Annotated in this window: 11 protein-coding genes; 1 reads left to right on the top strand and 10 read right to left on the bottom strand. The window is 65.2% G+C overall.

Features of this window, described 5'->3' with window-relative positions:
• Positions 1-62: 62 nt before the first annotated feature.
• The 10 genes from LVD10_RS15025 to LVD10_RS14980 all read right to left on the bottom strand — a co-directional run bounded on the left by LVD10_RS15025 (position 63) and on the right by LVD10_RS14980 (position 11,834).
• The gene (locus LVD10_RS15025; protein ID WP_237064160.1) at positions 63-1,247 is read right to left on the bottom strand and encodes an ATP phosphoribosyltransferase regulatory subunit; all 1,185 of its coding nucleotides are present in this window, start codon (positions 1,245-1,247) and stop codon (positions 63-65) included.
• 196 nt (positions 1,248-1,443) lie between these two features.
• Entirely contained in the window at positions 1,444-2,322 is an 879-nt protein-coding gene (hflC, locus tag LVD10_RS15020; RefSeq protein WP_237064158.1) for a protease modulator HflC, read from the bottom strand.
• Between the two features lie 12 nt (positions 2,323-2,334).
• A complete protein-coding gene (hflK, locus tag LVD10_RS15015; protein WP_232940689.1) occupies positions 2,335-3,483 on the bottom strand; it encodes an FtsH protease activity modulator HflK in 1,149 nt (382 codons plus the stop codon).
• A 73-nt stretch (positions 3,484-3,556) separates the two neighbouring features.
• Entirely contained in the window at positions 3,557-4,855 is a 1,299-nt protein-coding gene (hflX, locus tag LVD10_RS15010; protein WP_232940688.1) for a ribosome rescue GTPase HflX, read from the bottom strand.
• Between the two features lie 144 nt (positions 4,856-4,999).
• On the bottom strand, positions 5,000-5,284 hold the full coding sequence (gene hfq, locus LVD10_RS15005; RefSeq protein ID WP_232940687.1) for an RNA chaperone Hfq: 285 nt from the start codon (positions 5,282-5,284) through the stop codon (positions 5,000-5,002).
• Positions 5,285-5,468: 184 nt separating this feature from the next.
• Positions 5,469-6,392: a tRNA (adenosine(37)-N6)-dimethylallyltransferase MiaA gene (gene miaA, locus LVD10_RS15000; RefSeq protein ID WP_233006713.1), complete on the bottom strand. Its 924-nt coding sequence runs from the start codon at positions 6,390-6,392 to the stop codon at positions 5,469-5,471.
• 69 nt (positions 6,393-6,461) lie between these two features.
• Complete coding sequence (gene mutL / locus LVD10_RS14995; protein ID WP_237064156.1) at positions 6,462-8,339, bottom strand: DNA mismatch repair endonuclease MutL; 1,878 nt, start codon at positions 8,337-8,339, stop codon at positions 6,462-6,464.
• Between the two features lie 61 nt (positions 8,340-8,400).
• A complete protein-coding gene (locus tag LVD10_RS14990) occupies positions 8,401-9,672 on the bottom strand; it encodes an N-acetylmuramoyl-L-alanine amidase (RefSeq protein ID WP_370636824.1) in 1,272 nt (423 codons plus the stop codon).
• Between the two features lie 198 nt (positions 9,673-9,870).
• On the bottom strand, positions 9,871-10,353 hold the full coding sequence (tsaE, locus tag LVD10_RS14985) for a tRNA (adenosine(37)-N6)-threonylcarbamoyltransferase complex ATPase subunit type 1 TsaE (RefSeq protein WP_232940684.1): 483 nt from the start codon (positions 10,351-10,353) through the stop codon (positions 9,871-9,873).
• Positions 10,353-11,834 carry an NAD(P)H-hydrate dehydratase gene (locus LVD10_RS14980; protein ID WP_237064154.1) on the bottom strand — a complete coding sequence of 494 codons (1,482 nt, stop codon included), beginning with the start codon at positions 11,832-11,834 and terminating at the stop codon, positions 10,353-10,355. Before LVD10_RS14980 ends, tsaE begins: the two co-directional genes overlap by 1 nt.
• A gap of 172 nt (positions 11,835-12,006) precedes the next feature.
• On the opposite strand from LVD10_RS14980, the gene queG reads away from it, so the two are divergent.
• Positions 12,007-13,125, top strand: coding sequence for a tRNA epoxyqueuosine(34) reductase QueG (gene queG / locus LVD10_RS14975; protein ID WP_237064152.1), 1,119 nt, complete (start codon positions 12,007-12,009; stop codon positions 13,123-13,125).
• Positions 13,126-13,168: the final 43 nt, after the last annotated feature.

The following is a 13,168-nucleotide window of genomic DNA, read 5'->3' as shown; positions in this document are numbered from 1 at the left end:
ATCTCTGAATCCACGTGATACTGCAGCGGCCGCCGCTGCAAATTCAATAATCTTAGTCCGGTTCAGCCCCGCGGCTGCACCACCCATTCACCATCGCGCTCAACCAGTTCACGGTCGCAACGTTCCAGGATCTCCCCCTCACCGATATCGGGCATGGCGGTAATCACCACCTCTCCCGCGCGGCGCAGGGCATCCACCTTGCGCCACAGGGACTCGCCATCCACCTGCGGGGCAAAGATTGCCCCGGGCTCCGCCAGTGAATCGCGGCCGAGGGTATTCAGGGCCACCAGGTCAGTACTGAAGCCGGTGGCCGGACGCTCGCGACCGAACACCGACCCGATACCGTTATAGCGGCCGCCATTTGCCAGAGCCTGGCCGTGGCCCGGGGTATAGGCGGCGAATACCAGCCCGGTTTCGTAGTCGTAGCCACGCACTTCGCTCAGGTCAAAGAAGAGCTCCACTGCCGGGTAGCGCTGCGCCAGGGCGTCAGCCACCTGCTGCAGGTCCGCCAGTGCCTCCCACAGGGCCTGCGGCGCCTCGTCGAACAGCTCCCGCGCCCGTGCCAGGCAGTCATTGCCGCCGGCGAGGCCCGGCAGCGCACACAGCCAGCTGGCGATGCGGGTTTCACCAATATTGTCGGCGACCCACTGCTGGATATCGGCGCTGGCCTTGCTCTGCAGCATCCCGAACAGCTCACCCTGCTGCTCGGCATCCAGGCCGGCGGCTGCCGCCAGGCTGCGGTAGATTGCCACATGACCCAGGTCCAGGTGGATCTGCTCCACCCCGGCGGCCAGCAGGCTTTCCAGCATCAGCGAGATGACTTCGATATCGGCCTGCAGGCTGTCGACACCATAGAGTTCGGCACCGATCTGGATCGGGGCCCGGGAGCCCATGGCTGTGCGCGGGCGCGTATGCAGCACCTGGCCGGCATAGCACAGCCGGTTGGCGCCGGCACGCGGGAAGCTGTGAGCGTCAATGCGCGCGGCCTGGGGAGTGATATCCGCACGAATGCCCAGGGTGCGCCCGGACAACTGGTCGGTCACCTTGAAGGTGCTGAGGTCGATATCGCGGCCCATGCCGATCAGCAGGGAATCGGTAAACTCCACCATCGGCGGGATTACCAGTTCGTAGCCCCAGCTGTGATAGAGGTCCAGCAGGCGACGGCGCAACGTTTCGATGCACTTGGCGTCCGCGGGCAGGATTTCGGCGATGCCTTCCGGCAGCATCCAGCGATCTGGTTGGGTCATGATTGCAACAGGCGCTGATTGTGAAGCGACGGGAACCGGCCGGACAGGCCGGCAGCCCACAAAAAAACCGGGCGACGCCCGGTTTGCATGATTTTACCATCAAGTGGCCGGCGGAAGGTAGGGGTAACAACCGGGCCGGGGGCACCATGCCCCCCGGCACCGCATTATGTGCCCTGACCGGCCGGTTAGGGGGGACTCAGTCCTTCTTCCCCTCGGCATCCTTGAGGTAGCGGAAGAACTGGCTGTCCGGCTCGATCAACAGCATATCCGCGCGATCGTTGAAGGACTCCCGGTAGGCCTTGAGGCTGCGGGTAAAGCGATAGAACTCCGGGTCCTTGCTGAAGGCGGCCGCGTAAATGGAAGCTGCCGTGGCATCCCCCTCACCGCGCAGCTCCTCGGCCTTGCGCTCGGCCTCGGCCTCGATCTCCACCACCTGGCGGTCCGCATTGGCGCGGATGCGCTCGCTGGCCTCCTGGCCCTTGGCGCGGTGGTCACGGGCTTCCAGCTCCCGGCCGGCACGCATCCGCTGGAACACGGATTCCGACACTTCCGGCGGCAGGTCGATGCGCTTCACCCGCACGTCAATCACTTCCACGCCCAGGTTTGTCTGCGCCACCTCATTGAGGTTCGTGGTGATTTCGGACATCAGCTCATCACGCTGGCCACTCACCACCTCGTGCAGGTCGCGCACACCGAACTGGTTACGCAGGCGGTTATTGATCTGCTCGGAAAGCAGGCGCACCGCGTTGCGTTCGTCGCCGCGGGTGGCGACATAGAAACGGCTCACGTCAAAGATGCGGAACTTCGCATAGGAGTCCACCATCATGAACTTGTTTTCCGAGTTGAGCATCCGCACCGGCTGTGAATCGACCGTCTGGATTCGCGCGTCGAACTTGCGCAGCTCATGTACCAGCGGAATCTTGAAATAAAGACCCGGCTCATAGTCGGTCCGCACCAGTTCACCGAAACGCAGCAGCACCGCCTTTTCGGTCTCCTTGACCACGAAGGCACTGGAGGAGATCGCCAGCACTGCCAGCAGCAGCGCGGCGATGATTACGAGAGTTCTGTTGTTCATGCTTCTCCCCCCTTACCGTACATCGCGATTGCGGCGGCTGTTGGCAGCCTCGGTGCGCAGGCGCTCCACCACACGCTGGTAGATCTCGTCGATCACCTGGGGGGAAGTATCCTTGCGCTGGGCCGCATTACTGGCAGTGCCCTCGGCGAGCTTGTCGAGTGGCAGGTACATCATATTGTTGCCGCCCTCGACATCCACCATCACCTTGGAGGTATTGCTCATCACGTCCTGCACTGTGTCCAGGTACAGGCGCTCGCGGGTCACCGCCGGGGCCAGCTGGTATTCGGTCAGCAGTTTTTCAAAGCGGACTGTCTCACCCCGGGCCAGCTCGACCACGCGGGCCTTGTAGGCCTCGGCCTCCTCGATCATGCGCTGGGCGCTACCGCGTGCCACCGGGATCACCTGGTTGGCGTAGGCCTGGGCCTCGTTCTTGAAGCGCACCTCGTCCTCGCGGGCCTTGGTCACGTCATCAAAGGCGTCCTGCACCTCGCGCGGCGCCTTGGCATCGGTCAGGTTGACCACGTCGACGCGGATACCGGTCTGGTAGAGGTCAAGGTACTCCTGCAGGCGCTGCTGGGTGTCGGCAGAGACCTGGGTCCGGTTCTGCGAGATAACCCCGTTCAGCGTCGCCGAGCCGACCACATGGCGAAGCGCGCTGTCGGTGGCTTCCTGCAGGCTTTTGAGGGGGTCGGCCACCCGCAGCACAAAGGACTCCGCGTCATCGATATGCCACTGGACCGTGAGCACCACCTCGACGATGTTGGCGTCCTCGGTGAGCATCTGGCCGGTGGTGCGCTCGGTACGCACTTCGGTCATGTTCACCTTGGTGACACTGTCGATCAGCGGCGGATTCCAGTGCAGCCCCGACATCTCGGTGCCGTGGTACTTGCCCAGGCGCATGATCACGGCCGACTCGTTGGCGTTAACCTGGTAGAAGCCCAGCAGGCCATAGAGGACTGCCACGACAATCACCACCAGCGCCCACGGGAAGCGGCCGGACTCGCCGCCGCTGGCGGGGCCACCGCCACCGAAAATGCCGCTCAACTTGCGCTGCAGCTTGCGCAGCAGCTCATCCAGGTCCGGCGGGCCGCCGTTGGGATTGTTACCTCCACCGCCGCCCCAGGGGTCCTTGTTATTACCACCCGGCTCGTTCCAGGCCATCGACTTACTCCAACTCTCTGAGAATCTTGTTCGTTGCGGCGCGATTCTAGCATTGATCGCTACCGGTTTTCCGTCACTCCGACGCCCGCCACTGCGGTCCGTCGCCGGCGTCGGCATAGGGTGCCAGTAATCGCTGCAGGTCGCCCCGCGGCAATACCAGCTCCAGCTCGACGTCGCCGTTGTCGCGGTAGGCTTCGTGCTTGACCGCGTTGATTTCGTACAGCTGTGCCCGCAGGCGCCCGTGGCGCGGGGCAACCAGCAGCTGCCCCCGCACCATCTGCTCGCCCAGGCGTTCGGAAATGGCCTCCACCAGCAGGTCACACCCGGCCCCGGTGACCGCCGACACCCACACCGCCCGCGGCACGCCGTCGGCATCGCGATCGATGGTGGGCTCTTTCGCCGCCAGCAGGTCGATCTTGTTGTACACCACCAGCTGCGGCAAGTCAGCGGCGTCAATTTCCTCGAGTACCAACTGCACCTCCTCCATCAGGTGCAGGCGATCGTCCGCAGCAGCATCCACCACGTGCAGCAACAGCGTGGCACTGGCCGCCTCTTCCAGGGTGGCGCGGAACGCCTCGACCAGCCGGTGCGGCAGGTGCGAGACAAAGCCCACGGTATCGGCCAGGATCATGCCACCCACGCTCGGCAGCTCAACCCGTCGCATGGTGGGGTCGAGCGTCGCAAACAGCTGGTCCCTGACATATACGCCGGCATCGGTCAGCCGGTTGAATAACGTGGACTTGCCCGCGTTTGTATAGCCTACCAGGGATACCGTGGGCACCTCGGCACGGGTGCGGGCGCGGCGCCCCTGGTCGCGCTGTCGGCGTACCTTTTCCAGGCGCTTCTCGATGGAGTCGATACGGGCCCGCAGCAGCCGGCGATCCGTTTCCAGCTGTGTCTCACCGGGCCCGCGCAGGCCGATACCGCCCTTCTGGCGCTCCAGGTGGGTCCAGCCGCGCACCAGCCGCGTGGCCATATGCCGCAGCTGGGCCAGCTCCACCTGCAACTTACCCTCGTGGGTGCGGGCGCGCTGGGCAAAGATATCCAGGATCAGGCCGGTGCGATCCAGCACCCGGCAGCGAAGCTCACGCTCGACATTGCGCTCCTGGCTGGGCGACAGGTTGTGGTCAAAAATCACCAGCTCGGCGCCGTGCTCTTTGACCGCCTGCTGGATTTCCTCCAGCTTGCCGCGCCCCACAAAAGTACGGGGATCGGGCTTGGCGCGCTGGCCAAAAATGAACGTGACCGGGTCCGCACCGGCGGACAGGGCCAGCTCTTCGAATTCGCGCGGGTCCTCGGGGCTGTCGACTGCTGACAGTTCCAGGTGCACCAGCACCGCCAGTTCACCGGATTCCGGTCGATCAAAAAACAATGGGAATTCTCAACTGTTGCCGGGGAATCACGGTTACCGCTCCCCACGGCAGAAAAGGCTTGTTGCGGGCACGGCTATTGCCGCCCCCCAACCGCAAAAGCCCCGGCGGGCCGGGGCACTCACTGCGTTTCGGGCAGGGCGGGATCAGGCGAAGCTGTCGCGCTCACCACCTTCACCAGCACCTTCAGCACCACCCTGGGCCGCCGGGTTCAGCAGCGGCACGCGCACCGCACGGGACGGCACTACGGTGGAGATGGCGTGCTTGTATACCATCTGGCTCACGGTGTTCTTGAGCAACACCACGAACTGGTCAAAAGATTCAATTTGCCCCTGAAGCTTGATGCCATTTACGAGATAGATGGAAACCGGGATACGCTCTTTGCGCAAAACGTTGAGGTAAGGGTCTTGTAAGCTGTGCCCTTTTGACATCTTTTTTCTCCTTGTCAAAAGCTGGAAGCCGTATGCAGGCCATAATCGCGCTCGCGAACGCCGCGAACTAAAGAACGGTTACGGTTGAATACGCGTACAAAATGAGCCGGAAATCGCCGGACTCTGTGATAATAACTGACTGATCAATACCGACCTGAGGACGGCACACCCACGTTATGGCTGCTCATGCGAGAAATTTCAAGGCTTCCGCCAAGATTTCGTCATTTTTGCGCAATGTGCCATCCGGCGCCTGGAGGTAAATCCGCGCCAGGTCCGGCCAGCGCCGCAGCCAGGTGAGTTGGCGCTTGGCCAGTTGCCGGGTGGCGGCGATCCCCGCGGCGACCATTTCGTCGTAATCCAGCTCACCGGCCAGGTACTGCCATACCTGCCGATAGCCCACTGCGCGAATCGCCGGCAGGTCCGCGTGCAGGTCGCCCCGCGCGTGCAGGGCGCGCACCTCATCCACGAACCCGTGCTCCAGCATCCGCAGGAAGCGTCGCTCTATGCGCTCGTGCAACAGCGCGCGGTCCCGCGGCAGCAGTGCCAGCTGGGTCACGCGGTAGCGATCGGTGAGCGGGTCGCGAGCCTGCTCGCGCCGCAGCTCCGACAGCGGCCGCCCGGTAAGGCGGTAAACCTCCAGGCCCCGCTCGATTCGCACCGAATGGTTCGGATGCAGCTCGCCAGCCAGTTCCGGGTCCACCCCGGCCAGCTCTGCGTGCAGTGCCGGCCAGCCCTCCCGCGCCGCCCGCGCCTCGATCTCGGCACGCACGGCCGGATCCGCCGCAGGCAGTTCAGCCATTCCCTCCAATAGAGCACGGAAATACAGCATTGTTCCGCCAACCAGCAAAGGGATGCGCCCGGCGGCAGTGATTTCATCCATGGCCGCCAGCGCATCGCGGCGGAAATCACCGGCGGAATAGGATTCGGCCGGATCACAGATATCGATCAGGCGGTGGGGGTATTGCGCCAGCTCGGCGGCACCGGGCTTCGCCGAACCGATATCCAGGCCGCGATAGACCAGCGCCGAATCGACGCTGACCAGCTCCACGGGCAACCGGTCGGCGATCGCCATGGCCAGGTCGGTCTTGCCCGAGGCCGTCGGGCCCATCAGGAAAATGGCGGGCGGCAGGTCGCCGCCGTTGGCATTTTTCAAGCTTGCATCATCCTTGCCGCGGGTTCACTGGCCGCGCATAAACCACTTATCCATGTCGCCCAGCTTCACCTGGGTCCAGGTGGGGCGGCCGTGGTTGCACTGCCCGCTGCGCTCGGTGCGCTCCATATCCCGCAACAGGGCGTTCATCTCCGGCACCGTCAGCTTGCGATTGGCCCGCACCGAGCCGTGGCAGGCCATGGTGGACAGCACCTCGTTGATGCGCTCCCCGATCCGGTCGCTGCCACCCTGGGCCAGCAGGTCAGAAAGTACGTCCCGCACCAGCTGCTCCACCTCGGCGCCATGCAGCATGGTGGGTACCTGCCGCACCAGCAGGGTCTCCGGTCCCGCCCGCTGCAGAACAAAGCCTAGCGCGGTAAAGACCTCACTGCGCTCCTCAAAGCAATCCGCCTCGCGCTGGCTCACCGCCAGGCTCACCGGCACCAGCAATGGCTGTGCCTGGATACCGCCGGCGGCATGGGCGGTCTTCATCTGTTCATAAACGATACGCTCGTGGGCCGCATGCATATCCACCACAATCAGCCCCTGGTCATTCTGCGCCAGGATATAAATGCCATGCAGCTGCGCCAGGGCAAAGCCCAGGGGGGGCGCCGCGGCTTCATCGGCCTCAGCCGGCAGGGATGCATTCCAGCCCTGCGATGCCGGGGCGGCAGGTGATGCCTCGGCCACCGCGGCGCCACCAGCATAGGGCTGGTGCAGCGCCCCGTACCCCTGCATCTGGCCCTGCAAACGCTCCGGCGAAGGTGAGGAGGACAGGGGCATACGCTGCTGGCCGGCAAACTCCCCCGCCGCCACTCCCGCGACCGCCGGCGCCGGCGATGGCTGTAGCGGCTGGCCCGCGGGGGCCTCGCCGCCATTGGCGTCGTCCCGGTCCCCCGGCCGCACGGAAGCCAGCGCCCGGTGCAGGCTGCCGAAGAGGAAATCGTGCACCAGGCGGCTGTCGCGGAAGCGCACCTCGTGCTTGGTGGGGTGCACATTGACATCGACCGAAGCCGGGTCGAGCTCCAGGTACAGGACAAACGCGGGATGGCGGCCGTGGTAGAGTACGTCGGCGAAGGCGCGCCGCACTGCGTGGCTGACCACCTTGTCGCGAATGGCGCGCCCATTGACGTAGAAAAACTGCAGGTCGGCCTGCGAGCGCGAGAAGGCCGGCTCCGCCACCCAGCCCCACAGGCGCAGGCCACTGCGCTCAACGTCGATGTGCAGGGCATTCTGCATAAAGGCCGGGCCGCAGACCTGCGATACCCGGCGCTCCATTTCCACCCGGCCACTGCCGGCGCGCAGGTTGTGCACCCCCTTGCCGTTGTGCCGCAGGGTAATGGCGACATCGAACCGCGACAGCGCCAGCCGCTTGATGGTGTCGTCAACCCGGTTGAACTCGGTCTTCTCGGTGCGCAGGAACTTGCGCCTTGCGGGCGTATTGAAGAACAGGTCGCGCACATCGACGGTGGTACCGCGCGGGTGCGCGGCGGGGGCCACCTGCGCCTGCATGTCGCGCCCCTCGGCACTGACCTGCCAGCCCTTGCCACTCTCGTCGCGGCTGCTGGTCAGCGCCAGGCGCGCCACTGACGAGATACTGGCGAGCGCCTCGCCGCGAAAACCGAGCGTGGCCACCGCTTCCAGGTCTTCCAGCGCATGGATCTTGGAGGTGGCGTGGCGGGCCAGGGCCATGGGCAGGTCATCCTGGCCGATGCCCTTGCCGTTGTCCCGCACCTTGATCCGCTTGATGCCGCCGTTGTCGATCTCCACGTCCAGGCGCGTGGCGCCGGCATCGAGACTGTTCTCCAGCAACTCCTTGATCACGGACGCGGGGCGCTCGACTACCTCGCCGGCGGCGATCTGGTTGGCGAGGCGCGGGGAGAGTTGCTGGATCTTGTCGTGCATAAACGGGAATAACGGCCTGTGACCAGGCTCCTGTATCGGGGGTCTTTTTATGTGACGGGCCTCAGCCCGAGGGAATCCTCAGCGTCTGGCCCACCCGGATCACCGAATTGCTGATGCCGTTGACCTTTTTCAGCGCGGTAACCGAAACGTTGTAGCGCGCGGCAATCGCCGACAGGGTATCCCCGCGGGCGATGGTGTGTTTGCGGTTCTGGCCGGCATTGGCGGCGAGCCAGGATCCCGCCGGCGGGCGGCTACTGAAGTGCGCCACTATACCTTCGCTGAGTTTTTGTGCCAGCCTGCGCTGGAATGACGGGTCACGCAGCCGGCGAGCCTCATGGGGGTTGGTGATAAAGCCGGTCTCCACCAGGATCGAGGGCACATCGGGCGAGCGCAGCACGGAGAAGTTGGCCTGCTCCACCTGCTTCTTGTGCAGGTGGGTCACCTGGCCCAACTGCGCCAGGACACTCGCGCCCACATCGAGGCTGGCATTCATGGTTGCCGTCATCGACAGGTCCAGCAACACGCCAGCCAGGGTGTCGTCCTTGTCGCCCAGGTTGAGGCTGCCGGCACCGCCAATCAGGTCGGACTCGTTTTCCCGCTGCGCCAGGAAGCGCGCGGTTTCACTGGTGGCGCCGCGGGAGGAGACCGCGTACACACCGGCGCCGCGGGCATCCTTGCGGGTAAAGGCGTCCGCATGAATGGAGACGAAGAGGTCGGCGCGCATCTTGCGCCCCTTGTTCACCCGCTCGCGCAGTGGAATATAGTAATCACCGGTGCGCACCAGCTTGGCACTGAAACCGGGACGACTGTCGATCGCCTTGTGCAGCTGCCGGCTGATGGCCAGCACCACATCCTTCTCGCGCAGCCCACCGGGACCGGATGCGCCCGGGTCCTCGCCGCCGTGGCCGGCGTCGATGGCGATCACGATATCGCGCTCCCGGCTGACCTCGAGCACGGTTTTCTCCTGCTGCACGACGTGATCGTAGAGGTCAATCACCAGGCGATCGGGTTTTTCGTCCAGGCGTCGCAGGGCGAAACTGCGCGGCTTGGTTTCCTGCTTCAGGTCCAGCACCACCCGCAGGTCTTTCTTGTTGTGCCGGGCATGGCGCACCTGCTCGATAGGCGTGTTTTCCAGCTCCAGCCCCTCAATCGCTGCCGCCAGGCGGGTGTCGTCCACATCGATCACCACCCGGTGCGGGTTATTCAGGGTAAACAGCTTGTGCTCGGCGGGACCGCTGAGGTCGAATACCAGTCGTGTGTGGTCCGGGGCCCGCCACAGGCGTACCCCCTGGACTTCGGTCGCCAGCGCCCCCCCGGCAGGGAGCAACAGCACTGCAATAAGGGCCAGTGCCCCCGGCAAAGTTAGACGCTGTTGACCGCGATGCTGCGCGAGAAGCCGTGAAAGATGTCGAGGAAAAAGTGCCGCTGCCCGCACACAGGCCGGGCCGCTAAGTCGACGCCAGACTCGATTCATGGTTCAGCCCTGTTAACGTTATTCTTGCCGCTTGTCCCTGCCCTGTCGGCGGTAAGTTTATCCCAACAGGGGAGCAATTGCCCTGAGCACCCGCTCCCCCTGCCCGGATTGCGCATGCATGCGCAGTGCCCGCCCCTGTTGCGGCACCGACAGTGCCACCACCAGGTCCGCGGGCGGCAGTACACCCTCACCCCGCTCCGGCCATTCCACCAGGCTCAGGCTATCGGGCGCAAAATAGTCGCGCACCCCCATAAACTCCAGCTCCTCGGCGTCGCCCAGGCGGTAGAGGTCGAAGTGGTACACCCGCTGCGGCCCCTGCTCATAGGGCTCCACCAGCGTATAGGTGGGGCTTTTGACTGCGCCGCGATGGCCGAAGGCCCGCAGCACGCCCCGACAGAATGTCGTCTTGCCCGCGCCCAGCTGGCCGTGCAGGTGCACAGTCATGCCGGCCGGCATCCCCACTGCCAGGCAGGCGCGACCCAGCGCCTCCCCCGCTGCCACAGTGGACTCTTCGTCAGCCAGCTGCCGGTTCAGTTCCATCAGTCCACCAGTTTTCTTATCCAGGGCAGCAGGTCGGTGGCCAGCAGGCCGCGCTGGCCATCTGTGGCTGCGCGGTTACCCGCCTCACCATGGAGCCACACTGCCAGCTGCGCTGCCTTCGGCAGCGGCATGTGCTGCCCAACCAGCGCAGCGACGATCCCGGTAAGCAGGTCGCCCATGCCCCCGGAGGCCATGCCCGGGTTGCCGCTGTTGACCAGGTCCACCCCGCCCTCGTGGGCAATCAGGGTTCCCACTCCCTTGAGTATCACCACACCGCTGAACTTCTCCTGAATCGCCTGCGCGGCACCGCGCGGGTCAGCCAGCACCTCGGAAGTCTCCCAGCCCAGCAGCCTTGCCGCCTCACCCACATGGGGCGTAAGAATCCAGTCGTCGCGCCGGTGCCCCGCCAGCACGCGCCCACCGGCGAGGATATTGAGGGCATCCGCATCCAGCACCACCGGCACCTGTGCGCGGGCAGCGCGCGCCAGCAGTTGTTCGCCCCAGGGATCGCGACCCAGCCCCGGGCCCACCGCTATCACGCTGGGAGCATCCAGCAGCGGCTCGAGCTCCTGCCCGGAAATCACCGGGCGCGCCATCACCTCAGGGCATCGCGTCAGCGCCGCCGGCAGGTGCTCGGGCCGGGTGGCGAGGGAAACCAGGCCGGCGCCGGTGCGCGCTGCAGATTCCGCCGCCATCATCGCCGCGCCACCGAAGCCGCGATCACCCCCAACCACCAGCACGTGGCCGAACTGGTTCTTGTAAGCATCCGCCGGGCGCTCTGGCAGCCGTGGCACACTGGCGCCGTCGTAACGTTGCGCCAGTAGGGGCATATCCCGATATACCGAATCCGGCGCACCCAGGCCGGCAAACACCACCTCGCCGCTCAGCGCCGCACCGCGGCCGCAGAACAGGCCGAACTTGCGCGCGATAAAGGTTACCGTGATATCTGCCTGGACCGCGGTCCCGGCTGCCCCACTGTCAGACTCCACCCCGGAGGGCATATCCACCGCCAGCACCGGCGCCGGGGACTTGTTGATGCGCTCGATGGCATGAGCCATATGCTCCCGCACCGTCCCGGAAAAGCCCGTGCCCAGCAGGGCATCGACGATCACCGTATGCCCGTCGGCGCTGTCCACCTCTGCCAGCGAGGTCACAATATGCACGCCCTCGCGCTCGGCGTAGCGGAAGGCCTCTTGCGCATCGCCGGACAGTTTCTGCGGCTCCACGCAGGCATAGACGGTTACCGGGATCTGCTTCTGCGCCGCCAAGGCTGCAATCACATAACCGTCGCCGCCGTTGTTGCCACCACCGCAGAACACCTGCACGCGCCCCACCTCGGGCCAGCGTGCCTGCAGCTGGGCGAAGGCGGCACGACCGGCGCGCTTCATCAGCGTGATCGATGGGATCTTGAGCGCGGCGATAGTGCGCTGGTCCAGCTCGCGGACCGACTCGGCGCTGTAGAGGGGATGTGGGACTTCCATTGCGCTTCCCTGGGAGGCTCCAGTGTGGTTAATTTTTAATCTGTGGCAGAATAGCCGCCGCCGGGCCTTCCCCGGCCCTGCGGAATACCCGGGAGTATACCTTTCCGGGCGTATAATTTGTCCCCTGTCCAACGATCCCGCCACCTCCAGGAGGGCGGCCCAACGGAGCCCCATGAGCGACACCGCTGCCACCGAAAAACTGCTCTCTGAACTGGCCGCCAGGATCAGGACCTGGGCGCGGGAGCTGGGTTTCCAGCAGGCAGGCATTACCGACTGCGAGCTGGAGAGCCACGGTGAGCGCCTGCAGCAGTGGCTCGACGCCGGTTACCACGGTGATATGGACTGGATGGCGGCCCACGGGGCCAAGCGCTGGCGGCCGGACCTGCTGGAGCCCGGCACCCTGCGTGCCATCAGCGTGCGCCTGGACTACCTGCCGCCGGACACCCAACCCGTAAGGATTCTGAAGGACCCGGGCAAGGCTTACGTGTCCCGCTATGCCACCGGCCGCGATTACCACAAGCTGATCCGCAAGCGGCTGGCCAGGCTGGCGGCACAGATCGAAGCATTCTGCGCGGACCACGGCCTGGACGCCCGCGGCCGCGCCTTTACCGACAGCGCCCCGGTGATGGAGCGGGCACTGGCGGAAAAGGCCGGGCTGGGCTGGATCGGCAAGAACTGCATGGTACTGAACAGCGGCGCCGGCTCGTGGTTCTTCCTCGGTGAAATCTACACCAACCTGGCCCTGCCGGTGGATCACAGTGAACAGCCAAACCAGTGCGGCGAGTGCACCGCCTGCCTGAAGGTCTGCCCGACGGATGCCTTTGTGGGCCCTTACCAGCTGGATGCGCGGCGCTGCATTTCCTACCTGACCATCGAGAACAAGGGCGCGATTCCCGAGGAATTCCGCGAGCCCATGGGGAACCGGGTGTTCGGCTGTGACGACTGCCAGATCATCTGCCCCTGGAATAAATTCGCCAAACCCACCGCGGAAGCGGATTTCCACCCGCGCCACGGCCTCGACGACGGCGAATTGCTGACCCTGTTTGGCTGGACCGAACAGGAGTTCCTGGATCGCACCGCCGGCTCAGCCATCCGCCGCATCGGCTACGAGCGCTGGCAGCGCAACCTGGCGGTGGCCCTGGGCAACGGCGAGGCAAGCCCGGAAGTGATCGCGGCGCTGGAACAGCGCCTTGCAAGCACCACGCCGCTGGTTGCGGAACATATCCAGTGGGCGCTGGCGCGCCTGCGCAGCGGGCGACGTCGAAAACGCAAAATCAGGCGGGAGCCATAGGAGAAACCCTGCGTTTGTCACCGCTGCCAGCCGGCAACCGGGC

The sequence above is a fragment of the Microbulbifer zhoushanensis genome (assembly GCF_021729055.1).
Classification (GTDB): domain Bacteria; phylum Pseudomonadota; class Gammaproteobacteria; order Pseudomonadales; family Cellvibrionaceae; genus Microbulbifer; species Microbulbifer zhoushanensis.
The sequence above is the reverse complement of the archived record's forward strand: the minus strand, read 5'-3'. Positions and strand labels throughout refer to the sequence as shown.